Genomic DNA, 21,973 nt, shown 5'->3' with positions numbered 1-21,973 from the left:
CCGTTTCAGAACAAGAGATGTTCTGCGCGTACAATCATCGACATACCCGAACTAAGCTGTACGCGAACGCCATCTTTAGTGATTTCCAGTACGGTGGCATCCATCGCATTGTTCCCCGCCTTCACTTTCAGGTTCTGTCCTACGCTCAGCGCAGATAAATCTGAAACTGGCGTATGACGCTCTTCCTGCTGTGGCGCACGTTGGGTTTTCGCGACAGGTTTGTCAGCACGAGGTTTGCGCTCGCCGCCTTCTTTACGACGCGGAGCCGGACGAGGTTTACGCTCACGACGCGGCGCCTCTTCCTGACCGGCAGCAGCTGCGGCTTCTCGTTTTTTTGCTTGCTGTTCAGCACGCTGTGCCTGAACGCGAGCTTTGGCTTCTTCAAGCTGTTTACGTGCATGTTCTACATGCTGCTCATCCAGCACGCCACACGGGTTGCCGTCGAGATCCACACGAGCAGCGCCCGCTTTGATGCCGTACAAGTAACGCCAGCTTGAAGTATAAAGACGTAAAGCGGAACGAAGTTGGGTTTTACTGAGACTCATCTCACCCTCAACACGCTCAACTAAGTCCTGAAAAATGCCGATTTTCAGGGGGCGTGCTTCGCCTTCAGCACTGAAACAGTGAGGGAAACGTTCGGCCAAAAAAGCGATAACTTCTTTACTGCTATTCAACTTAGGTTGATTTTCCATGAAATTTCCTGATTACAACGGACGTTGCCAACAAGCGCAGGCATGAACAGGCGTCATTATAATGACGCTATCCGTAAATGCTACGTTATCCGTTGATTATCCTGCGACGGGCGCAAAGATTTTTTTAAAGTCAGTCCCCGCGAGGACATTTTCCAGATGCAACACGAGCTCGCGCAGCCCTTGTTCATCCTCAGCCGTGAAACGCGAGAAGACAACGCTGTCGATATCCAACACGCCAATTATCTGATTATCCACCGACAGCGGTAATACGATTTCAGAATTACTGGCGGCATCACAGGCAATATGTCCATCAAACTGATGCACATCTTCCACACGCTGAACGCGGTTCTGCGCCACAGCCGTACCACACACGCCGCGACCGACGGGAATACGCACACAGGCAATTTTTCCCTGGAACGGTCCTAACACCAGCGTATCACCTTCGAGCAGGTAAAAACCGGCCCAGTTCACCCCATCAAGACGTTCAAACAGTAATGCGCTGGTGTTCGCCAGCGTCGCTAAAAAACTGGTTTCGCCTGCCATTAACGCCTGAAAATCGCGGTTAAGGTCCGCGTAAAATTCTGTTTTGTTCATTATCCAACCACTTTGGTGTCTTACTTTGAAAAACTGCGTAGCCTATTAAAATAAGCATTAAATGCGTTGATGCTCAAGATGTTCCCGACATGAGTTAAGATAGATTCATTCAAACCTTTCCTGACGTACGCAATGGCACTGAAGATTCGACAACTCGCGGCTACGCAAAAACTCGCCATTCACCGGGTAGGTGAAGCATTGCCCCGCGCACATTATCAGCGCTGCCCGCAATGCGATACGCTTTTTGCGTTACCGGTTATGAAATCGCACCAAAGTGCATTCTGCCCCTGCTGCGACGCTAAAGTCCGCGATGGTCGCGACTGGTCGCTAACCCGGCTTGGGGCCATGGCGGTGACGATGATTTTGCTGATGCCCTTCGCCTGGGGCGAGCCGTTGTTGCACTTGTATCTGTTAGGTGTGCGTATCGATGCCAATCTGTTGCAAGGGATCTGGCAAATGACCGCTCAGGGCTCGCCGCTCACCGGTGCCATGGTCCTGTTTTGCACCGTAGGCGCACCGTTGGTTTTGGTTACCGCGATTGCCTATTTATGGCTTGGCAATATTATCGGCATGAATCTTCGCCCGGTACTGTTAATGCTGGAGAAACTCAAAGAGTGGGTGATGCTGGACATCTACCTGGTGGGCATCGGCGTTGCATCGATTAAAGTCCAGGATTACGCCTTCTTGCAGCCGGGTGTGGGTTTGTTTGCCTTTGCCGCGTTGGTGATTCTGAGCGTAATGACGCTTGTCCACCTGAATGTTGAGCAATTATGGGAGCGATTTTATCCGCAACGTCCGGCGAAACGTCCCGATCCACAGTTGCGTATTTGCCTCGGGTGTCACTTTACGGGCGTTCCCGATGTGCGTGGTCGCTGCCCTCGCTGCCATATTCCGCTCCCCTTGCGGCGTAAGCAAAGCCTGCAAAAGTGCTGGGCATCGCTAATTGCATCATTCATTCTGCTTTTTCCGGCCAACCTGATGCCAATTTCAATCATCTACGTTAATGGCACGCGACAGGAAGACACCATTCTCTCTGGTATTGTTTCACTTGCACACAGCAATATCGCTGTAGCAGGAGTCGTCTTTATCGCCAGTATTCTGGTGCCGTTTACCAAAGTGATTGTGCTGTTTACACTGCTTCTCAGCATCCATTTCAAATTTGAACAGGGGTTACGCACTCGCCTGCTGCTTTTGCGCTTTGTGACCTGGATCGGGCGTTGGTCGATGCTCGATCTGTTTGTCATTTCACTGATGATGTCACTGATTAATCGCGACCAGCTACTCGCTTTTACAATGGGACCGGCCGCGTTTTATTTCGGCGCGGCGGTAATTTTGACTATTCTTGCTGTGGAATGGCTGGACAGTCGCTTACTTTGGGATGCACATGAGTCAGGAAACCCCCGCTTCGCCGACTGAAGCGCGTATAAAATCAAAACGGCGCATTTCGCCGTTCTGGCTGTTACCGGTGATTGCCTTGTTGATCGCAAGCTGGCTTATCTGGAGCAGCTATGAAGACCGGGGTAATACCATCACGATCGATTTTATGTCCGCCGATGGCATCGTTGCCGGGCGCACCCCCGTGCGGTATCAAGGTGTGGAAGTCGGTACCGTGCAGGATATTCGCCTGAGTGACGATCTGAAAAAAATTGAAGTTCGCGCCAGTATCAAAGCCAATATGAAAGATGCCCTGCGCAGCGAAACCCAGTTCTGGTTGGTCACGCCGAAAGCGTCGCTGGCCGGTGTCTCCGGGCTGGATGCGCTGGTTGGCGGTAACTATATCGGCATGATGCCAGGAAAAGGCGATCCGCAAGAGCACTTCACAGCGCTCGATACCCAGCCGAAATATCGTCTGAATAATGGCGAATTGATGATCCATCTGCATGCCCCGGATTTAGGCGCGCTAAACAGTGGATCGCTGGTCTATTTTCGCAAAATTCCCGTAGGCCGCGTCTACGATTACGCCATCAATGCCAACAAACAAGGTGTGACCATCGATGTGCTGATCGAGCGTCGTTTCACAAACCTGGTCAAGAAAGGCAGCCGTTTCTGGAATGTGTCCGGCGTGAAAGCGGACGTGAATCTCAGTGGCGCGAAGGTAGAACTTGAAAGCCTGGCGGCGTTGGTTAATGGCGCTATCGCTTTTGATTCACCGGATGACTCACAAGCGGCCGCACAAGATGATGAGTATGGGTTATATGAAGATTTAGCCCATAGCCAGCGCGGTGTGCTGGTGAAACTGGATCTCCCTGGCGGACAGGGGCTGAAGGCCGGTTCGACGCCACTGATGTACCAGGGGCTGGAAGTGGGCGAACTGACAAAAATCAATCTCAATCCTGGCGGTAACGTCACGGGCGAGTTGACCGTTGATCCGGGTGTCGTCAACTTGCTGCGCGATACCACCCGCATTGAGATGCGTAGTCCCAAAATATCCCTTGATAACCCTAATATCAGTTCGCTGTTAACCGGCAATACGCTTGAGCTGGTGCCGGGCGAAGGTCAACCGCGTAATCAGTTCCCGGTGTTGCCGGCAGACAAAACTTTATTGCAAGCACCGGGAGTACTGACGCTAACGCTAACCGCACCGGAAAGTTATGGTATCGACGCCGGACAACCTCTGGTATTGCATGGCGTACAAATAGGCCAGGTGCTGGAACGCACCCTCACAAATGACGGTGTCTCTTTTGCCGTGGCTATCGATCCGCAATACCGCTCGCTGGTGCACGGTGACAGCAAATTTGTGGTCAACAGCCGCATCGACGTGAAAATGGGTCTGGACGGCGTTGAGTTCCTCGCTGCCAGCGCCAGCGAGTGGGTCAGCGGCGGGATCCGCATTCTGCCCGGCGATAAAGGGGAGATGAAAAAAAGTTACCCGCTGTTCGCCAACCTCGATAAAGCGCTCGAAAACAGTCTGAGCGATCTGCCAACCACTACCCTGACGCTGACGGCAGAAACCTTGCCAGATGTTCAAACCGGTTCCGTGGTGCTCTACCGCAAATTCGAAGTAGGTCAGGTGATAACCGTTCGCCCGCGTGCGAATGCATTCGACATTGATTTGCATATTAAACCGGAATATCGCGACTTGCTGACCACCAACAGTGTGTTCTGGGCTGAGGGGGGCGCGAAAGTGCAACTCAATGGCAGCGGTCTGACCGTGCAGGCGTCTCCACTTTCCCGGGCGATTAAAGGCGCAATCAGTTTTGATAACCTCAGCGGCGCCAGCGGGCGCGTGCGCAAAGGCGATAAACGCGTGCTTTATGCCTCGGAAACCGCAGCGCGCGCAGTGGGCGGTCAAATCACCCTGCATACATTCGATGCCGGTAAACTGGCCGCGGGAATGCCGATCCGCTATCTGGGTATTGATATCGGGCAGATCCAGAACTTACAGTTGCTCACGGATAAGAACGAAGTGCAGGCAAGCGCCGTGCTCTATCCGGAATATGTGCAAACCTTCGCCCGTGCCGGTACACGTTTCTCGGTAATCACACCGCAAATTTCTGCCGCAGGCGTTGAGCACCTTGATACGCTGTTGCAGCCTTACATCAATGTTGAACCGGGCCGCGGTGAGATGCGACGTGATTTTGAAATTTCCGAAGCCACCATCACCGACTCCCGTTACCTTGATGGGCTAAATATTGTGGTTGAAGCACCGGAAGTGGGTTCGATGAACATCGGCACGCCTGTGTTGTTCCGCGGTATCGAAGTTGGCACCGTGACAGGATTGACACTGGGTACATTGTCAGATCGTGTGATGGTGGCGATGCGCATCAGCAAGCGTTATCAGCACCTGGTGCGCAACAACTCAGTATTCTGGCTGGCGTCAGGTTACACGCTGGACTTTGGTTTGACCGGCGGGGTAGTGAAAACCGGCACCTTTAATCAGTTCATTCGCGGTGGTATTGCCTTCGCAACGCCACCCGATACGCCATTAGCGCCAAAAGCTCAGCCGGGTAAACACTTCTTGTTGCTGGAAAGCGAGCCTAAAGAGTGGCGTCAATGGGGTACGGCCCTTCCGCGTTAAACCTGCTGGCTCCGGCGTGCCTGCGCCGGAGCCTTTATGCTACACTGCGCGCCTGTTTTACTCCTTGTGGGGCGCTCTGTGGCTCAAAACGCTGTCTACTTTCCTGAAGAATTCCTGGCGCAAATGCGCCTCGCAATGCCGGAACATCTCTCTTTCGACGAATTCATCGCTGCCTGTCAGCGCCCGCTGCGTCGCAGTATCCGCGTGAATACGCTAAAAATCACCGTGACAGATTTTCTGGCGCTGGTGTCACCCTATGGCTGGCAACTGACGCCTGTTCCGTGGTGTGCAGAAGGCTTCTGGATCGAGCGGGATGATGAGGAGACACTGCCGCTGGGCAGTACCGCGGAACACTTAAGCGGCTTATTTTACATTCAGGAAGCCAGTTCCATGTTGCCTGTTGCCGCACTGTTTGCCGACGGTGAGATGCCGCAACGGGTGATGGATGTCGCGGCCGCGCCAGGGTCGAAAACCACGCAAATCGCCGCAAAGATGGAAAACAAAGGCGCTATTCTTGCTAACGAGTTCTCCGCCAGTCGGGTGAAAGTACTGCATGCCAATATCAGTCGTAACGGTATCCGTAATGTTGCGTTGACCCATTTCGATGGTCGCGTATTTGGCCCCGCGCTACCGGGGATGTTTGATGCGATTTTGCTTGATGCCCCCTGCTCCGGGGAAGGCGTAGTGCGTAAAGATGCCGATGCCCTGAAAAACTGGTCGGTCGCCAGCAATCGGGAGATAGCTGCCACCCAGCGCGAACTGATCATGAGCGCCTTTCACGCATTACGTCCCGGCGGAGTCCTGGTTTATTCCACCTGTACACTCAACCGTGATGAAAACGAAGCCATCTGTCATTGGTTACGAGATCAATATCCACATGCCGTTGAGTTTCTACCACTGGGTGAACTTTTCCCCGATGCTGGACGCGCGCTCACTGCCGACGGTTTTCTGCACGTTTTTCCACAAATTTACGACTGCGAAGGCTTCTTTGTCGCCAGACTGCGTAAAACTGCCGATGTCGACGCCCTGCCCCCCCCCACCTATAAAGTGGGAACTTTCCCCTTCACCCCGCTGAAACCGCGTGAAGCCACATTGGTTGAAACAGCAGCAATGGCCGTGGGACTGAGTTGGGGTGAGGAACTGCATCTGTGGCAGCGGGATAAAGAGATCTGGCTTTTCCCGGCCGATATCGAACCGCTGATCGGAAAAGTCCGTTTTTCCCGCATCGGTATCCGCCTCGCCGAAACACACAATAAAGGTTATCGCTGGCAACATGAAGCCATCATTGCACTGGCGGGCCATGATAATCCTCTTGCCTTCCCACTGACGCAAGCAGAAGCCGAAGAGTGGTATCGCGGACGGGACATCTACCCTCACACCACGCCACCGCGCGATGATGTGATTGTGACGTTCCAGGGGCAACCGCTGGGGCTGGCCAAAAAAGTCGGTTCACGGCTGAAAAACAGTTACCCCCGCGAACTGGTGCGCGATGGGCGCTTGTTTGCCGGGAATGCGTGACGGCGCGCAAAAAAATAGCACGATCTGACTGGCAACTTGCTCTGTGTTGTACCAGGCTGAATTTTGGACGGCCTTACTGGTCGTACCACAATATCAGCGATCAATGGAGAGCATTATGACGAAGACCAGCGTGCGCATTGGCGCATTCGAAATCGATGATGCCGAGCTGCAGGGGGATAATCAGGGGGAGCGAACGTTACGTATCCCGTGCGATTCTGACCCGGATTTATGTATGCAACTTGATGCCTGGGATGCGGATACCAGCATACCGGCAATTCTCAACGGCGAACATTCGGTCCTGTACCGGGAACATTACGATCAGAAATCTGATACCTGGGTTATGCGTCTTGCCTGATCCAAAGGGAACCCGTCCGTAAGACGGGTTATTTACCCTTCTGCTTTCCCCTGTCCTCATTCATCCCCTACACTTATCGTTACGTTGTACTGTACCGAGGATGGAATGTTCGCTCTGGTCTTATTCGTTTGCTACCTGGACGGTGGGTGTGACGATATCGTCATTGATGTGTTCAATACCGAGCAACAGTGCCTGCGAGCCATGGACGATCAGCGTTTGCGCCACGGAGGCTGCTACCCCGTTGAAGGATTTATTGACGGTTTCTGGCGTCCGGCCAATGAATTCAGCGATTTTTAATCACTGCACCTGCACCAGTGTTAATGCACCGCCAAACACCGCTCCCGTGTCGATATAGTGCAAATTATACGCATCATAGCGCTGCTTTAGCGGCGTATGTCCGAACCAGAAATGGTCAGCCCCGGCAATTTTGCCGCCTTTGCCGGATAAAAGCTGATTCAGCCTGTCGCGTCGCCACAGCACTGACTCGCCGTCTACCGCTTTATCCCACTGGTACTCTTCTGCCGGATAATCGGCGTGCGCAATGACATTGATGCCGCTGTCACAGCGTACTTCAAGGATATAGGGCAGCGCTGCACAGGAGTGCAATGCGGCCAGCGCCCGCTGCTGCTCTGCATGATCAAGTTCTGCAAACCATCGCCCACCATTACGTTGCCACATCGCCATATCACCGTAACGCAATGCATCAATCGCCATCTGCTCATGATTACCACGTACGGTTTTAAACCATCTTTTATGCAATAACCCAAGGCACTGAAGGCTTTGCGGTCCCCGATCAATCAGGTCGCCGACGCAAATAAGCAAATCCTGATAAGGGTCAAAGCGGCGTTCACGCAATGCTTGCATAAGTTGCGGGTGACAACCATGCAGATCGCCCACAATCCAGATGTGTCGCCAAAGCGTACCGTCAATACATTTATACATATTTCCCCCCCTTATTTTTAGTATAGAAAACCCCCTTGACGAAGGGAGGGAAATTCAAAATGCACGATTAATCTAAATCATTCCTAAACGAAGCGTAAATAAAACACCCGGCAGCGTTAATTTGTATTTTGCGGATCTCTAAAATGGGCGGTGAAACAATAAGAGGTCCTCATCGTGTCAAATATCAGCCTGCGTACAGAACTTAACGCAAATAACAATCGGCATATTATTTCCGATTTAGTCACCGGCCGTCTTATTCCGGGACCGATCTGGAAAAAGACTGATTATCGAATTAAGTTTCTGCTACGTTCGTTGCTTTTCTGGTCGCCAACGAACCGCATGCTGAACAATCTGTCGTGTCGCCCGGAATTTGACCGTCTGCTTAGCGCTCAGGTAACGCTGCCGAGTAAGACGCACCGCCAGTATCTGACCCGCGGTTTAAATGCGGCCCAGCGTGCTGATGCCATCATTGCGCATTACACCTGGCTCGACGAGCAGGTTCCTCCTGTGCTGGCAGATGCGCTGAGTGCGGCAGAATCGTGCCAGATCATTGAATTTACAGGCAAAGATGATAGCCGTTTTTGTCTATACGCTTCCTGTGCCAGTAAAGCAGAACGTGAGGGCGAAAGTACATTGTGGCTACGTGATGCTGAAAATATCTTGCTGGCCAGTGCAACATTCAGCGTAGTGAGCGAAAACGGTCAGCGCGCGCTGGTCATTGGCGGATTGCAAGGGCCGCGTAAAAGCGTTAACCATGATGTCATTAAAGTCGCTACCCGCGCCTGCCACGGCGTGTTCCCGAAAAAGATGTTGCTGGAGGTATTGAGCCAGTTAGCTGCACAAACGGGCGTAACGGCGCTGTATGGAGTCAGCGATAATGGCCACGTATTTCGCGCGCTGCGTTATCGTTTAAGCAAAGGTCGTCATTTCCACGCCAGTTACGATGAATTCTGGGCTTCAATCGAAGGCGAAAAAGAGAATACCTGGCGCTGGCGTTTACCCACGCAATTTACCCGCAAACCATTGGAAGCTATTGCCAGTAAAAAACGTGCCGAATATCGCCGCCGTTTTGAATTGCTGGATGATGTAGCGGCGAAACTTAATCAACTGTTTCTCTCATAAAGAGTAAAAGGCAGAGTGTTACACTCTGCCTTTTAATAGAACCAACCGCTGGTCATATTTCAGCTTGCCATCTTTCAGAAAATCCCCCTCCGTGCTTCACGTATCGCCTCACAATTTAATCACAATTTAATCACAATTTTTTAAGATTTAACTTAAGTTAACCCCATGAATTACTGATAAATTGGCGCTCCCTGTCGAGGAGTTTATATGAAAAAAGTCATTTTTCTGGTTATCACACTCAGTGCATCGCTTTCTCTTTCTGGATGTATCGGTCCCTTTTGGGGACCGGGCCCAGGCGGCGGACACGGTGGGGGGCGCGGTGGAGCTCCAATGCAAGGTCCAGGTGGCGGTGGACCGGGAGGCTGGTAAGTAAAGAAGGCCTGCGCACGGCGCCAAGAAATAGATAGACAGAGTGCGCGGTCATAACTGCGCGTTTCCTTTTAATGGCCTTCCCGACGCCAGTACAACAGTCGCGTGATAACCGCTTGAATTCGCGCTGCCGGGCTGGTATTACTGGAGTGCCCAAAAAAAAAGACCGAACACGATTCCTGTATTCGGTCCAGGGAAATGGCTCTTGGGAGAGAGCCGTGCGCTAAAAGTTGGCATTAATGCAGGCTAAGTCGCCTGGCACTTTAAGAATAGATGACGACGCCAGGTTTTCCAGTCCGCGACAAAAGTGGTCAAAAAAATCAGGTTATCGTCACGCTTCAAAATGTCAAAACCGCAAGAGTTGTTAATACAGCCTTGCGGTTTTTTATTTTAAATCAGTGCGTTAATGACAGACTTTAACAAAGCGTCTCGGCCCGGGCGATAAAGGGTGCAAGACTCATTTTTTCACCTGGCCGGTTGGGATCGTCAATCTGGATAATGCTAATTGGCTGGCCGCTGCTTTTGCCGCTGGCAACCTGTTGTTGTGCAATATCGTTGAGCGGATACTGCACCAACGTGCTCGGGTTAATCGCGTACAATGCCTTACCCGGACGGCAGGTGAGCATCACTTCTTCGCGATTAAACGCCCACTTGTCTTTACCAATTTCAAAACGGCTAACAGTGATCACTTGCGGCGTCGCCAGCGCAGCGCCCGAACAGGCCAACAGCAACAACATCAATATACTTTTTTTCATTCTTTCCGCCAGGTTCAGTCAAAAAGGTTCCCAGGTTGCAAATACACTTACCGCCGCCAGCACCAGCGCGCCCAGCCCCGCTTCAGCCCATGTCATGCGGATAAACTGCTGCCGGGAAGTGTCATTTTTCAGGCTCAGCCGTGGCACCAGAACATACCGATTCACAAGGGCAATTACCACCATCAACGCGACAAGCGCACATTTCAGCAACAGCATCCGCCCCCATGCGCTGTTCCACGGTAAAACGTTCCCCTGAACCATCAGGGTATTAATAATACCGGTCAGAACAACCCCGGCGACGGCAAAATGCCCGTAGCGAGAAAAACGCATCATTGTCGCTATCGCGGCGGCATGCCAGCGTCCACGCGCCAGTTGCATGCAAAACAGCACCGGAAGCAATCCGCCAAGCCAGACAGCCGCGCAAAGCAAATGCAAAAGATGATTACCACGTTGCAATACTCCCACTACGCCTTCTCGTGTCGCAGCGTGACCAACGCCTGCCGCCAGCAAAAACTGGATAGCCACCAGCAACAGAAGTCGTTGCTGATTCTGTGGTTGCAACAGGGCAACAATCAGGGTTAACGAGGCCATCAGGATTTGTAGCGTCCAAACCGAACCGAACTGCGTGCTGGTTAGCGCCAGCCAGATTTCCGGTCGCCAAACATCCTGCCAGCCATTCCCCATTATTCCACCCTGAACGCCGAATAGCAGCACGGTACTCACCGCATTCAGCCACAGGCAGAGGTGTTGCAATGCGTGAAAACGATGTGTCAGCAAACGGCGCAGGTTACGCGGAGCCAGCCACGCGCTGAACAGCGCGCTGCCGAGAATCAGCATCAGTGCTGCAAAATGAAGGAATCGCAGCGCAACATATCCCGTTGCCAACATGGTTACTTCACGGAAAATTGATACTGACCGTGGGTTTTGTGCCCGTCGACGGACACCACATGCCAGTTAACAGTATATTGGCCCGGGGTGAGCGGCTGCTCCAGCGGTACGATCATTTGCATTTTGTCATTCTCATTGCGTTTGATCGCGCCGGTCGGGATAATTTGCTGCTGACTCCCTGTTACGCTGATACCACTGAACTGCGCTTCGATGCCTTCAGAAAAGGTGAGCGTTAGCGCCTGCGGTGCAGCGGTAACCTCCGCCCCCGCGGCCGGATACTGGTTTTTCAAATGCGCATGCGCCAGCGCGGCAGGAGTGGCAAAAAGGGCGGTGATCAGCGCGATCATGCGCCAGCGGCGAACAGCAGATGTGAGCATATTGTTCATTCCTTTTTGTTATACATATGGGACAGAGAATAGCCCTGTATAATAATCGCGTCGAGTATCATTGTCGGCGTGCTTGTCTGTATGCGGCAGGTTGCGTAACTTTTGCCGCGTGAACCCAGGAGAAAATCATGACAACGAACCTTGCACAGCTTGGGCAGGATGAAATGGATAAGATCAATGTCGATCTTGCCGCAGCTGGCGTCGCATTTAAAGAACGCTATAACATGCCCGTGGTTGCTGAAGCCATTGAGCGTGAACAGCCAGAGCACCTGCGAGCCTGGTTTCGCGAGCGTTTGATTGCGCATCGGCTGGCCTCAGTGTCGCTTTCCCGCTTACCTTATGAGCCTAAAGCGAAATAATGGAGTTGGGTATGTTGCGTGTTATCGATACCGAAACCTGCGATCTGCAAGGGGGGATTGTCGAAATTGCCTCCGTTGACGTCGTGGACGGGCAAATCGTCAACCCGATGAGCCATCTGGTTCGCCCTGACCGCCCCATCAGTTCACAAGCCATGGCGATACATCGGATCACCGAATCGATGGTAGCCAATCAGCCATGGATTGAAGAGATTGTGCCGAATTATTACGGCAGTAACTGGTATGTCGCCCACAATGCCAGCTTTGATCGCCGCGTCCTGCCGGAAATGCCCGGCGAGTGGATTTGTACCATGAAACTGGCGCGTCGCCTGTGGCCGGGAATCAAATACAGTAATATGGCGTTGTATAAATCCCGCAAGCTCAGCGTACAAACGCCGCCAGGTCTGCACCACCACCGGGCACTTTACGACTGCTATATTACCGCCGCGTTACTGATAGATATCATGCAGGTCTCAGGCTGGACAGCAGATGAAATGGTGACAATTACCGGCCGCCCCGCACTGCTGACAACCTTTACGTTCGGTAAATACCGGGGCAAACCGGTCGCCGAAATTGCCGATCGCGATCCGGGCTACCTGCGGTGGTTATTCAATAACCTTGAGCGCATGAGCCCGGAACTGCGCCTGACGCTGAAACACTATTTGGGTGAAGAGTAGTCCGCGTTTTGCCCCGGCAACGTCCCCTGCGCCAGGGCTATCAGGAAGGCATATTCCAGCGCTACGCCTTCATAGGATTTAAATCGCCCTGATTTCCCACCATGCCCGGAATCCATGTCCGTACAGAGCAACAGTACGTTGTCGTCGGTTTTATACTCCCGTAGCTTGGCAACCCATTTGGCCGGTTCCCAGTATTGCACCTGCGAGTCATGCAGGCCGGTAGTCACCAACATGTGCGGATAATCGTGCGCGCCGATGTTGTCGTAGGGACTGTAGCTTTTCATGTACCGGTAGTAGGTTTCATCCTGGGGGTTCCCCCACTCCTCAAACTCGCCAGTGGTAAGAGGGATCGACTCATCCAACATGGTGGTGACCACATCAACAAAAGGCACCTGGGCAATCACACCGTGAAATAAGGACGGGCGTTCGTTAATTACCGCACCAATTAACAGTCCGCCCGCACTTCCGCCCATGCCATAGCAGAACAGCGGCGAACCGTAACCCTGCGCGAGCAAACTGTCCGTAACGTCAATGAAATCGTTGAACGTGTTTTTCTTGTTGAGGAATTTGCCTTCTTCATACCATGCCTGCCCCAATTCTCCCCCGCCACGCACATGCGCAATCGCGCATACAAAACCGCGATCCAACAGGCTCAAACGGCTACTGCTAAAATCGGCATCCATACTGGCACCGTAAGATCCGTAACCATAGACCAGCAATGGATTTTGCCCGGCGCGAAAATGATTTTTGTTGTACACCAGCGATACCGGCACTTCGACACCATCCCGCGCGTGGATCCATAAATGCTCGCTTTGGTACTGACTGGCGTCAAAACCTGCCACATCAATCTGCTTGATGACACGCCGTTCACCGCTGTCCATATCCAGCTCAAACAGTGTGTCCGGCGTGGTCATCGATGAGTAACCGTAGCGCAGCCGCGACGTTTCTGGCTCAGGGTTATAAGCAAGCCACGTGACATACGCCGGATCATCAAATGCAATACCAACAACTTCGCGGGTTTTCCGGTTAATTTGCCGTAGACTGGTCAATCCGCGCTGCCGTTCTTCAACCACCAACCAGTCGGTAAACAGGGTAAATCCTTCTAACATCACCTGGTCTCGTGCCGGGATCAGCACTTCCCAGCGCTTTTCATCACGTACTTTAGTGCGATAAAGACCAAAGTTTTTACCGTCCCGATTCGATCGTAGATAGAAGGTGTGCTGGTAGTGATCGAGGCTGTATTCATGGTCTTTACGCCGGGGTAAAAAACGTAGCGGTTGGGCATCCGGCAATTCCGCATCAAGAAGCAAAACTTCGCTGGTAGTGGCACTGGCCAGATGGATGGTGATGTAGTGCTGCGAGGTGGTTTTGCTCAATCCGACGTAGAACGCTTCATCCTGCTCTTCATAGACCAGTTCATCATGTTGCGCGGGCGTACCAACAGTATGTCGCCACACCTGATACGGTAACAACGTTGTCGCATGTTTGCGCACATAGTAGAGCGTTTCAGAATCGTTGACCCAGACGAACTCTGGCGAGACGTTATCAAGCATCTCCGGATACCAGTTCCCGGTTTCAAGGTTGCGAAACCGCAGGCCATATTGCCGACGCGACAGGTAATCTTCCGCAATGGCCATAATGGTATTATCGGGCGACACGGACATGCCGCCGAGGGTATAGAATTCACTATGCGCCGCGCGTTGGTTCGCATCCAGAAGCACCTGCCATTCATCCCATTCGGCACTCAGCACGGACTGACGCTGATAGATAGCATATTCGTTGCCGGGTTCGTAGATATGGCGATAGCGGTAGCCATTTTTGATATAAGGTGCAGAAATCTCACGCTGCGGAATGCGCGAGATAATCTCCCCCAGCACTCGGTCCTGAAGCGCCTGTTGCGACGCCATCAACTCATGCCCATAGCGGTTTTCTTGTTGAAGATAGTCCAGAACGTCTGGCTGGGAACGCGAGTCGTCCCGCAGCCAGTAATAATCATCGATACGTGTATCACCATGCACAGTCAGGGCATGGGGGATTCTTTTCGCTTTCGGCGGCATGGCACTGTTCTTTTTAGTTTTACATACCTATAAGGGTGGCAAAACCCGCGCGCGATGCAAGCGAAACGTAGCAGTTGTTATTGCGGGAGAGCATGTTTTTGTTGCTTAAGATCCTCTTCAATCCCTTCACGCACATCGGCAGGGATTTTTAGCGCATCACCCAACGCGTTAAGGTAACTGCGCTCCATAAAGTGATCGATATCGATAGCAGCGCAACTGAGGAAATAGATTTCCAACGCTTCTTCTTCGTTTTTGACACCCCGCGCCAGCCGTTCAGGATCAAGAGGCTGCTCAATGGCCTGCGCGATTAGCGCCCGTCCCTGCTCTTCCACGCCTGCTTCTCGAAGTTGTTGTTCGATAGCCGCGCGTTCCTTGTCATCGATATGACCATCACTTTTGGCTGCAAAGACCAGCGCCAGGATCAGGCGTTCTGTGCGCACATCCAACGGTGAATGGTGTTGACCAAACTGGGGCTCACCCTGGTGAGCATCACGGATACGATCTTTGTATTTATTCCACAGCACGCTGCCGGCTACCGCACCACCGCCAACCAGCAAGGCGCTGGTACCGTATTTGGCCAGAAGTTTACGCGATGATTTACTGGCAACCAGCAGTCCGGCAAGACCACCCAGCGCGCCGGGTACCAACAGTTTGCTTAACCCCTGCGCGTCTGAGGAAGATGCTGCTGCTCCGCCTTTCTGACCAAGCAGCGACTGTAATTGATTTAACCAACTCATGATGTCCCTCGCCTACTGATAATGGTGCGCTCAGAGTAAGCGAGGGGATGTCAGGAAATGTCTGACTCTGCAAAAGATGGGAAAATTGTGTCAGTCAGGTTGTGGTTGATAGTCCGCCGTACCGGCCTTGCAGTCGATCACCACTTTATAGTGGATATCAGTGCTTTTCCCGCGTACGGTTAACGGTACAGCCCATTTATCGCCCTTGCCGACAATATCCCTGGTGCTGATCCAGGCCACAGGATCAGCCTGTCCAAGTTTTTTTTGATCGTCTGCCCAACGAACAATGCGATTTTGCAAATAGTCACGCTTAACGCTGGCGGCAATGCCTTCAGCGTTAAGCCCCTCGCACGAGGGAAACTTCACCGACTTATCGTTAGCGGCATGCGCCGCTGCACTGCCCGCCAGCAAAAGAAAGCTGGCGAAAACCCCTGCTATTTTCATGCTTATCTCCTGGTTTTTACCCCTTCAAAGCATGGTACAAATTACAGGCAGTGCAAGATCAGGCAACTTTCGCGCGTTTGGCTGCGCTTTTAATGTCCACGGTGTCTGTCGGCTCACTCTCCACATCCGCCGCCGGTGACATTTCAGGTTCCTGTGCCTCTGTTCCAGGCAATTTGCCGGACTTAAGGATGCTGCTAAGTGCGTCTTTTTGTTCGGCAAGCCACAGCGCCATTTGGTCACGTGTTTCGTCTTCCAGTGTGACCGGACCTGCGCCTAACCAGTCACCCAGAACTTCCGCCAGATCAAGCATCTTATCGTAAGCATCCGCTTCCTTTTTGCTGGCAAAAGACATTTTTTCCTCACCTTCTCTAATGACTACGTATTTAACTTCTACCGCCATGATGCAGCCTCATTTAACTGTTTATTTATACAGTATAGTAGCGCGATGAAAAAACCATCGCAAGTGATAAAAGACAGACGCAAACGTTTTCGTTTATACTGCGCGCAGATTTTTTCCCAACGGTAAGCTGCTATGACTCTTTTAGGTACTGCGCTGCGCCCTGCAGCAACTCGCGTGATGTTACTCGGTTCCGGCGAACTGGGCAAAGAAGTGGCCATTGAGTGCCAACGTCTCGGCATCGAAGTGATTGCCGTTGACCGCTATGCCGATGCCCCGGCAATGCATGTCGCCCACCGTTCGCATGTTATTAATATGCTGGATGGAGAGGCGCTGAAAGCGCTGGTAGCGCAAGAAAAACCCCATTTCATTGTGCCGGAAATCGAAGCCATCGCCACCGATACGCTGATTGAACTGGAAGCACAAGGCCAGCACGTTGTCCCCTGTGCGCGTGCTGCAAAGCTGACAATGAACCGTGAGGGCATTCGTCGTCTCGCGGCGGAAGAACTCCAGCTTCCGACGTCCAGTTACCGTTTTGCTGACAGTGAAGCCGCATTCCATCAGGCGGTTGAAGAGATTGGGTTGCCGTGTATTGTTAAGCCGGTTATGAGTTCATCTGGCAAAGGCCAGAGCTTTATTAAAAGTACTGACCAGTTAGCTAAAGCCTGGGAATATGCACAACAAGGCGGCCGTGCCGGAGCCGGTCGCGTGATTGTCGAAGGCGTGGTCCACTTTGATTTTGAAATCACGCTTTTGACAGTCAGCGCGGTGGATGGCGTGCATTTTTGCGCTCCCATTGGCCACCGTCAGGAAGACGGGGATTATCGTGAATCCTGGCAGCCGCAGCAGATGTCCACCGTCGCGCTGCAACGCGCGGAAGAGATTGCCCGCAAAGTCGTCCTGGCGCTCGGTGGTCACGGTCTGTTTGGCGTGGAGTTATTCGTGTGTGGCGATGAAGTCATCTTCAGCGAAGTCTCTCCGCGACCGCATGATACCGGTATGGTTACGCTGATTTCGCAGGATCTCTCCGAGTTCGCGCTGCACGTGCGCGCCTTCCTCGGCTTGCCTGTTGGCGACATCCGCCAGTATGGCCCGTCTGCTTCGGCGGTCATCCTGCCGCGTTTGAGCAGCCGGAATGTGACCTTCGATAACGTGCATGAAGCGGTGGGCGCTGGTGTGCAGTTGCGCCTGTTCGGCAAACCGGAAATCGACGGCTCCCGTCGACTGGGCGTCGCGCTGGCGACGGGCGAGAATGTCGAAACCGCCGTACAACGGGCGATTACGGCAGCGAAGACCGTTAACGTTCAGGGATAAAAAAAGCCCGCCAGCAGTAACGCTGAGCGGGCTTTATGGCTGGCGGGGTTAGTCCCGCCGCACGGTTACTGCTTCGCGCCTTCTACCGCTTCACGTGCCAGTTTAGTGATGCGGTCATAATCACCTGCTTCCAACGCATCTGCCGGCACCAACCAGGAACCGCCGATGCACAGCACACTTTTCAGCGCCAGGTAGTCACGGTAGTTTGCCGGAGAAATCCCGCCAGTCGGGCAGAAACGCACATGCGCAAATGGACCGGCAATGGCTTGCAGCGCTTTGGTGCCGCCATTCGCTTCAGCCGGGAAAAATTTAAACTCTTTCAGACCGTAGTCCATGCCCAGCATCAGTTCGGAAACGGTGCTGATACCCGGGATCAACGGGATTGAGCCTTCCGTTGCGGCCTTCAGCAACGGTTCGGTCAGACCCGGGCTGATGGCGAACTGCGCACCCGCAGCGGTCACTTCCGCCAGTTGCTGCGGGTTCAGCACGGTGCCCGCACCAACAATCGCGTCCGGCACTTCTTTAGCAATCGCACGGATAGCGTCTATGGCACAAGCGGTGCGCAGAGTCACTTCCAGAACGCGAACGCCTCCGGCAACCAGCGCTTTCGCCATCGGCACCGCGTGTTCCAGTTTGTTCACTACGATCACCGGCACAACCGGGCCAGTTTTCAGGATTGTTTCTGCACTCGTTTTCCAGTTTTTCATCAGGTTTTTCTCTCGCCAGAACTAAAATCGTGTCGTCTTAAAAAGTGATACAGGTTGCGCCCTGCTCCGCCCCGGAAAGTTTCTCCCGCAGTGCGCCGAACATTTCGCGCCCTGTGCCCACGCGCATCGCGCTCAGGTCAGGAATATGTGGTTGACGTGCGGCAAGTTCGTTTTCATCCACCAGCAGCGTTAATTCTCCCGTCTGCCCGTTGACCCGGATGATATCGCCATCACGCACTTTCGCCAGCAATCCACCATCATAAGCCTCTGGTGTTACGTGGATCGCCGACGGCACTTTACCCGATGCACCTGAGAGCCGTCCATCGGTTACTAAAGCTATTTTGAAACGGCGGTCCAATAATACACCAAGTGGCGGCATGAGTTTATGTAATTCTGGCATTCCGTTCGCTTTTGGCCCCTGATGACGTACAACAACCACGCAGTCACGGTCCAGCAAACCTGCATCGAAGGCCGGCAACACGTCATGCTGGCTTTCAAAAACAATCGCCGGCGCTTCAATAACCTGATTTTCCACCGGCACGGCGGAGGTCTTCATGACAGCACGGCCAAGGTTACCACTCAGTACTTTGGTGCCGCCGTGTTTGGAGAACGGTTTATCAAAGGTGGCAATGACATCGGCATCGAGCGAGACCTCAGCGCCAGGACGCCAGTCAAGCTCACCATTATTCAGCCACGGTTCGTTGGTATAGCGAGTCAGACCAAAGCCCGCCACTGTATTGACGTCTTCATGCAGCAGGCCGCCTTTGAGCAGTTCGCGCATCAGAACCGGAACGCCACCTGCCGCCTGGAAGTGGTTAATGTCGGCCGGGCCATTCGGATAGAGGCGTGCCAGCAACGGCACTACATCAGAAAGGTCAGAGAAATCATCCCAGTTGATAATAATGCCCGCCGCGCGAGCCATCGCCACCAGGTGCATGGTGTGGTTGGTTGAGCCGCCCGTTGCCAGCAGCGAAACGATGCCATTTACCACCACTTTTTCGTCAATCATCTTGCCAAGCGGCATCCATTCGTTGCCATTGCCGGTGAGACGCGTTACCTGACGGGCAGCCGCTTCGGTTAAAGCCTGTCGCAGCGGGGCATCCGGATGCACAAAAGAGGAACCGGGTAACTGCATGCCCATAAATTCAATCACCATCTGATTGGTGTTGGCAGTGCCATAGAAAGTACAGGTGCCCGGTGCATGATAAGACGCAGCTTCAGATTCCAGCAGCGCCATGCGATCGACTTTACCTTCAGCATAAAGCTGGCGGATACGTACTTTTTCTTTGTTCGCCAGACCGCTGGCCATCGGGCCTGACGGCACGAACAGCGCGGGTAAATGACCAAATGAGAGCGCCGCCATCGCAAGGCCGGGGACAATTTTGTCGCACACACCGAGATATAACGCGCCATCAAACATATTGTGTGACAGGCCTACCGCAGCCGACATGGCGATAATTTCACGGCTAAGCAGTGAAAGCTCCATACCGTCCTGCCCTTGGGTAACGCCATCACACATCGCCGGAACACCGCCGGCAACCTGCCCCACCGCATTAACGGAATGCAGCGCTTTGCGCAGGATAGTCGGGTAGGTTTCATAGGGCTGGTGCGCAGACAGCATATCATTGTAGGAAGTGATGATGGCGATGTTGTTGCGCAACATACTTTTGAGTGAGGCTTTATCCTCGGGCTGGCAGGCAGCGAATCCGTGCGCCAGATTGCCGCATGCTAGTGATGAGCGGCGTACCGTGCTGCTTTTCGCCTGTTCGATGCGGGCAAGGTAGGCTGAGCGGGTTTCGCGCGAACGTTCAATAATACGATTTGTTACGCGTAACATTGTCGGGTTCATAGAGGCTCCTGAAATTTATCTGTCCGGGGAAACAATATGCGCGGTATAAACGGTTTTTCCTGCCAGCCCGAAACACCGGATTACTGTGCCCCAAAGGCAAAATCGCTTCAGCCAGTGTAATAAAAAAAGCCCCGCTGGTGAATCCAGTCGGGGCCTGAAAGATGAAAAATTGTCCTGATTTCTGTGTTAGATCATGTTACCGGTAAAATAGCATCATCAGAACAGCAGCAAGGTTACTCAAACTCGTTCCAGGAACGGCCATCGCGGGTGATCATTGCCACGGAAGCAACAGGCCCCCAGGTGCCCGCCTGATACGGTTTCGGTGAGTCATTATCCGCAGCCCAGGCTTCAGTAATGGAGTCCACCCATTTCCACGCCTCTTCTACTTCATCACGGCGCACAAACAGCGCCTGGATGCCGCGCATGGTCTCCAGAAGCAGACGCTCGTAAGCATCTGCAAGGTGCGTCTGGTTAAACGTTTCAGAGTAGCTGAGGTCGAGTTTGGTGATCTGCAGATTATGCTTGTGATCCAGACCCGGCACTTTGTTAAGAACCTGGATATCCACGCCCTCATCGGGTTGCAGACGGATAGTCAGCTTGTTCTGTGGCAGATCCTGCCAGGACTCTTTGAACAGATTCAGTTCTGGCGTTTTGAAATACACTACGACTTCAGAACATTTCGCCGGCAGACGTTTACCGGTACGCAGATAGAACGGCACACCCGCCCAGCGCCAGTTGTCAATATCCACGCGGATAGCAACAAACGTTTCGGTATTACTGGACTTGTTAGCGCCCTCTTCTTCCAGGTAACCCGGCACTTTTTTGCCTTGAGCAAAACCGGCGGTGTACTGACCGCGTACAGTTTTTTCACGCACGTTGGTACGGTCGATGCGACGCAATGACTTCAGCACTTTCACTTTTTCATCGCGAATGCTGTCCGCACTCAGGTCTGACGGCGGCGACATCGCAATCATGCACAGGATTTGCAGCAGGTGGTTCTGGATCATGTCGCGCATTTGACCTGCCTGGTCAAAATAGCCCCAGCGACCTTCAATACCCACCTCTTCCGCCACGGTGATTTCCACGTGATCGATAGTGCGATTATCCCAGTTGTTCACAAACAGAGAGTTGGCAAAACGCAGCGCCAGCAGGTTAAGCACCGTCTCTTTACCCAGGTAGTGGTCGATACGGTAAACCTGGCACTCTTCGAAATATTCACCCACCTGGTCGTTGATCTCACGCGAAGTCGCTAGTGAGGTTCCCAGCGGTTTTTCCATCACCACGCGCGCCGGTTTGGCGTTCAGTTTGGCTTCGCCCAGCCCCTTACAGATGGCACCAAAGGTGCTCGGCGGCATCGCAAAATAGTTGATGGTAGTGCGATTTTTTTGATCCAGCATATCGCCAAGGCGTTTAAACGCAGCGGTGTCGTTAACGTCGAGATTGCAGAAATCAAGACGACCGCTTAGCTTGTCCCACAAGCTCTCGTCGATCTTCTCCTTCATAAAGGTTTCGAGCGCTTCACGGATCACCTGAGTGTAAGCTTCTTTATCCCAGTCGGCGCGTCCAACGCCCAGGATACGCGTATCCGGGTGGATCTGACCCGCTTTTTCCAGTTGATACAGGGAAGGCAGCAATTTCCGGCGTGCGAGGTCGCCTTTCGCGCCGAAAATGACCAGGTCACACGCCTGGGCTGTTTGTATTACCGCCATGTCATTCTCCTCAGTTGGCTATCCTGGTACTCTAGCCAGGTCTTAGTTGTAATTTTATTACAGTACAATGTACTGCTTTTACGTCAT

General features: G+C 53.0%; 22 protein-coding genes. 9 read left to right on the top strand and 13 right to left on the bottom strand.

All coding sequences use genetic code 11. The features are described from left to right. Positions 1-5: 5 nt before the first annotated feature. Both proQ and GA0061071_RS13475 read right to left on the bottom strand, forming a co-directional pair. On the bottom strand, positions 6-692 hold the full coding sequence (gene proQ / locus GA0061071_RS13480) for an RNA chaperone ProQ (protein WP_061496629.1): 687 nt from the start codon (positions 690-692) through the stop codon (positions 6-8). Positions 693-788: 96 nt separating this feature from the next. Further along, positions 789-1,286, bottom strand: coding sequence for a GAF domain-containing protein (locus GA0061071_RS13475; RefSeq protein ID WP_088237930.1), 498 nt, complete (start codon positions 1,284-1,286; stop codon positions 789-791). A 132-nt stretch (positions 1,287-1,418) separates the two neighbouring features. Here GA0061071_RS13475 and yebS point away from each other — a divergent pair, with 132 nt between their 5' ends. The 5 genes from yebS to GA0061071_RS13450 all read left to right on the top strand — a co-directional run bounded on the left by yebS (position 1,419) and on the right by GA0061071_RS13450 (position 7,474). Beyond that, the gene (gene yebS / locus GA0061071_RS13470) at positions 1,419-2,702 is read left to right on the top strand and encodes a membrane integrity lipid transport subunit YebS (RefSeq protein WP_088237931.1); all 1,284 of its coding nucleotides are present in this window, start codon (positions 1,419-1,421) and stop codon (positions 2,700-2,702) included. Beyond that, positions 2,671-5,304, top strand: a complete 2,634-nt coding sequence (locus GA0061071_RS13465) for a PqiB family protein (RefSeq protein WP_088237932.1) — start codon at positions 2,671-2,673, stop codon at positions 5,302-5,304. The genes yebS and GA0061071_RS13465 overlap by 32 nt, the downstream gene beginning before the upstream one ends. Positions 5,305-5,382: 78 nt before the next feature. After that, positions 5,383-6,822 carry a 16S rRNA (cytosine(1407)-C(5))-methyltransferase RsmF gene (gene rsmF / locus GA0061071_RS13460; RefSeq protein ID WP_209446732.1) on the top strand — a complete coding sequence of 480 codons (1,440 nt, stop codon included), beginning with the start codon at positions 5,383-5,385 and terminating at the stop codon, positions 6,820-6,822. A gap of 115 nt (positions 6,823-6,937) precedes the next feature. Next, positions 6,938-7,177, top strand: coding sequence for a YebV family protein (locus GA0061071_RS13455; RefSeq protein ID WP_061496641.1), 240 nt, complete (start codon positions 6,938-6,940; stop codon positions 7,175-7,177). A gap of 105 nt (positions 7,178-7,282) precedes the next feature. After that, positions 7,283-7,474 (top strand): YdfD/YebW family protein, encoded by a 192-nt coding sequence (locus GA0061071_RS13450; RefSeq protein ID WP_061496644.1) that lies wholly within the window; start codon positions 7,283-7,285, stop codon positions 7,472-7,474. On the opposite strand, the gene pphA is transcribed toward GA0061071_RS13450, so the two are convergent. Further along, positions 7,475-8,119 carry a protein-serine/threonine phosphatase gene (gene pphA, locus GA0061071_RS13445; RefSeq protein ID WP_061496647.1) on the bottom strand — a complete coding sequence of 215 codons (645 nt, stop codon included), beginning with the start codon at positions 8,117-8,119 and terminating at the stop codon, positions 7,475-7,477. It lies immediately after the preceding gene. A 174-nt stretch (positions 8,120-8,293) separates the two neighbouring features. Between pphA and GA0061071_RS13440 the strand changes: the two genes are divergently transcribed. Beyond that, the gene (locus GA0061071_RS13440) at positions 8,294-9,241 is read left to right on the top strand and encodes a VirK/YbjX family protein (RefSeq protein WP_088237934.1); all 948 of its coding nucleotides are present in this window, start codon (positions 8,294-8,296) and stop codon (positions 9,239-9,241) included. Positions 9,242-10,026: 785 nt separating this feature from the next. Here GA0061071_RS13440 and GA0061071_RS13435 read toward each other — a convergent pair. The 3 genes from GA0061071_RS13435 to yobA are packed head-to-tail and all read right to left on the bottom strand — an operon-like array spanning position 10,027 to position 11,630. Then, complete coding sequence (locus tag GA0061071_RS13435; protein WP_088237935.1) at positions 10,027-10,365, bottom strand: YebY family protein; 339 nt, start codon at positions 10,363-10,365, stop codon at positions 10,027-10,029. 18 nt (positions 10,366-10,383) lie between these two features. Continuing rightward, a complete protein-coding gene (copD, locus tag GA0061071_RS13430; RefSeq protein WP_088237936.1) occupies positions 10,384-11,253 on the bottom strand; it encodes a copper homeostasis membrane protein CopD in 870 nt (289 codons plus the stop codon). 2 nt (positions 11,254-11,255) lie between these two features. Continuing rightward, positions 11,256-11,630: a CopC domain-containing protein YobA gene (gene yobA, locus GA0061071_RS13425; RefSeq protein WP_061496658.1), complete on the bottom strand. Its 375-nt coding sequence runs from the start codon at positions 11,628-11,630 to the stop codon at positions 11,256-11,258. A 137-nt stretch (positions 11,631-11,767) separates the two neighbouring features. Between yobA and GA0061071_RS13420 the strand changes: the two genes are divergently transcribed. Together GA0061071_RS13420 and exoX are read left to right on the top strand one after the other, a co-directional pair. Next, positions 11,768-11,998 carry a DNA polymerase III subunit theta gene (locus GA0061071_RS13420; protein ID WP_061496660.1) on the top strand — a complete coding sequence of 77 codons (231 nt, stop codon included), beginning with the start codon at positions 11,768-11,770 and terminating at the stop codon, positions 11,996-11,998. A gap of 11 nt (positions 11,999-12,009) precedes the next feature. Next, positions 12,010-12,672 (top strand): exodeoxyribonuclease X, encoded by a 663-nt coding sequence (gene exoX / locus GA0061071_RS13415; RefSeq protein ID WP_061496662.1) that lies wholly within the window; start codon positions 12,010-12,012, stop codon positions 12,670-12,672. Here exoX and ptrB read toward each other — a convergent pair. From ptrB to GA0061071_RS13395, 4 genes are all read right to left on the bottom strand, one after another. After that, positions 12,654-14,729, bottom strand: a complete 2,076-nt coding sequence (ptrB, locus tag GA0061071_RS13410; protein WP_088237937.1) for an oligopeptidase B — start codon at positions 14,727-14,729, stop codon at positions 12,654-12,656. The two genes, exoX and ptrB, sit on opposite strands and share 19 nt — an antisense overlap. Before the next feature lie 77 nt (positions 14,730-14,806). Further along, positions 14,807-15,469: a tellurite resistance TerB family protein gene (locus GA0061071_RS13405; RefSeq protein WP_088237938.1), complete on the bottom strand. Its 663-nt coding sequence runs from the start codon at positions 15,467-15,469 to the stop codon at positions 14,807-14,809. A gap of 87 nt (positions 15,470-15,556) precedes the next feature. Further along, positions 15,557-15,910, bottom strand: coding sequence for a protein YebF (gene yebF / locus GA0061071_RS13400; protein ID WP_088237939.1), 354 nt, complete (start codon positions 15,908-15,910; stop codon positions 15,557-15,559). Positions 15,911-15,968: 58 nt separating this feature from the next. Further along, positions 15,969-16,310, bottom strand: a complete 342-nt coding sequence (locus GA0061071_RS13395) for a YebG family protein (protein WP_061496670.1) — start codon at positions 16,308-16,310, stop codon at positions 15,969-15,971. Positions 16,311-16,442: 132 nt separating this feature from the next. Here GA0061071_RS13395 and purT point away from each other — a divergent pair, with 132 nt between their 5' ends. Next, on the top strand, positions 16,443-17,621 hold the full coding sequence (purT, locus tag GA0061071_RS13390) for a formate-dependent phosphoribosylglycinamide formyltransferase (RefSeq protein WP_061496672.1): 1,179 nt from the start codon (positions 16,443-16,445) through the stop codon (positions 17,619-17,621). A gap of 65 nt (positions 17,622-17,686) precedes the next feature. On the opposite strand, the gene kdgA is transcribed toward purT, so the two are convergent. The 3 genes from kdgA to zwf all read right to left on the bottom strand — a co-directional run bounded on the left by kdgA (position 17,687) and on the right by zwf (position 21,886). Then, entirely contained in the window at positions 17,687-18,328 is a 642-nt protein-coding gene (kdgA, locus tag GA0061071_RS13385) for a bifunctional 4-hydroxy-2-oxoglutarate aldolase/2-dehydro-3-deoxy-phosphogluconate aldolase (protein ID WP_061496675.1), read from the bottom strand. Positions 18,329-18,365: 37 nt separating this feature from the next. Further along, the gene (gene edd, locus GA0061071_RS13380; protein ID WP_088237940.1) at positions 18,366-20,177 is read right to left on the bottom strand and encodes a phosphogluconate dehydratase; all 1,812 of its coding nucleotides are present in this window, start codon (positions 20,175-20,177) and stop codon (positions 18,366-18,368) included. A 233-nt stretch (positions 20,178-20,410) separates the two neighbouring features. Beyond that, the gene (gene zwf, locus GA0061071_RS13375; protein ID WP_061496682.1) at positions 20,411-21,886 is read right to left on the bottom strand and encodes a glucose-6-phosphate dehydrogenase; all 1,476 of its coding nucleotides are present in this window, start codon (positions 21,884-21,886) and stop codon (positions 20,411-20,413) included. Positions 21,887-21,973: the final 87 nt, after the last annotated feature.

Origin of the sequence: Kosakonia oryzendophytica (assembly GCF_900094925.1) — a bacterium.
In the GTDB taxonomy this organism is placed as follows: Bacteria; Pseudomonadota; Gammaproteobacteria; order Enterobacterales; family Enterobacteriaceae; genus Kosakonia; species Kosakonia oryzendophytica.
This window is presented reverse-complemented; position numbering and strand designations above follow the sequence as displayed.

Coding starts and splice junctions, on each gene's coding strand:
- proQ (WP_061496629.1), bottom strand. CDS start 692: ATGGAAAATCAACCTAAGTTGAATAGCAGTAAAGAAGTTATCGCTTTT.
- GA0061071_RS13475 (WP_088237930.1), bottom strand. CDS start 1,286: ATGAACAAAACAGAATTTTACGCGGACCTTAACCGCGATTTTCAGGCG.
- yebS (WP_088237931.1), top strand. CDS start 1,419: ATGGCACTGAAGATTCGACAACTCGCGGCTACGCAAAAACTCGCCATT.
- GA0061071_RS13465 (WP_088237932.1), top strand. CDS start 2,671: ATGAGTCAGGAAACCCCCGCTTCGCCGACTGAAGCGCGTATAAAATCA.
- GA0061071_RS13455 (WP_061496641.1), top strand. CDS start 6,938: ATGACGAAGACCAGCGTGCGCATTGGCGCATTCGAAATCGATGATGCC.
- GA0061071_RS13450 (WP_061496644.1), top strand. CDS start 7,283: ATGTTCGCTCTGGTCTTATTCGTTTGCTACCTGGACGGTGGGTGTGAC.
- pphA (WP_061496647.1), bottom strand. CDS start 8,119: ATGTATAAATGTATTGACGGTACGCTTTGGCGACACATCTGGATTGTG.
- GA0061071_RS13435 (WP_088237935.1), bottom strand. CDS start 10,365: ATGAAAAAAAGTATATTGATGTTGTTGCTGTTGGCCTGTTCGGGCGCT.
- copD (WP_088237936.1), bottom strand. CDS start 11,253: ATGTTGGCAACGGGATATGTTGCGCTGCGATTCCTTCATTTTGCAGCA.
- yobA (WP_061496658.1), bottom strand. CDS start 11,630: ATGCTCACATCTGCTGTTCGCCGCTGGCGCATGATCGCGCTGATCACC.
- GA0061071_RS13420 (WP_061496660.1), top strand. CDS start 11,768: ATGACAACGAACCTTGCACAGCTTGGGCAGGATGAAATGGATAAGATC.
- exoX (WP_061496662.1), top strand. CDS start 12,010: ATGTTGCGTGTTATCGATACCGAAACCTGCGATCTGCAAGGGGGGATT.
- ptrB (WP_088237937.1), bottom strand. CDS start 14,729: ATGCCGCCGAAAGCGAAAAGAATCCCCCATGCCCTGACTGTGCATGGT.
- yebF (WP_088237939.1), bottom strand. CDS start 15,910: ATGAAAATAGCAGGGGTTTTCGCCAGCTTTCTTTTGCTGGCGGGCAGT.
- GA0061071_RS13395 (WP_061496670.1), bottom strand. CDS start 16,310: ATGGCGGTAGAAGTTAAATACGTAGTCATTAGAGAAGGTGAGGAAAAA.
- purT (WP_061496672.1), top strand. CDS start 16,443: ATGACTCTTTTAGGTACTGCGCTGCGCCCTGCAGCAACTCGCGTGATG.
- kdgA (WP_061496675.1), bottom strand. CDS start 18,328: ATGAAAAACTGGAAAACGAGTGCAGAAACAATCCTGAAAACTGGCCCG.
- edd (WP_088237940.1), bottom strand. CDS start 20,177: ATGAACCCGACAATGTTACGCGTAACAAATCGTATTATTGAACGTTCG.
- zwf (WP_061496682.1), bottom strand. CDS start 21,886: ATGGCGGTAATACAAACAGCCCAGGCGTGTGACCTGGTCATTTTCGGC.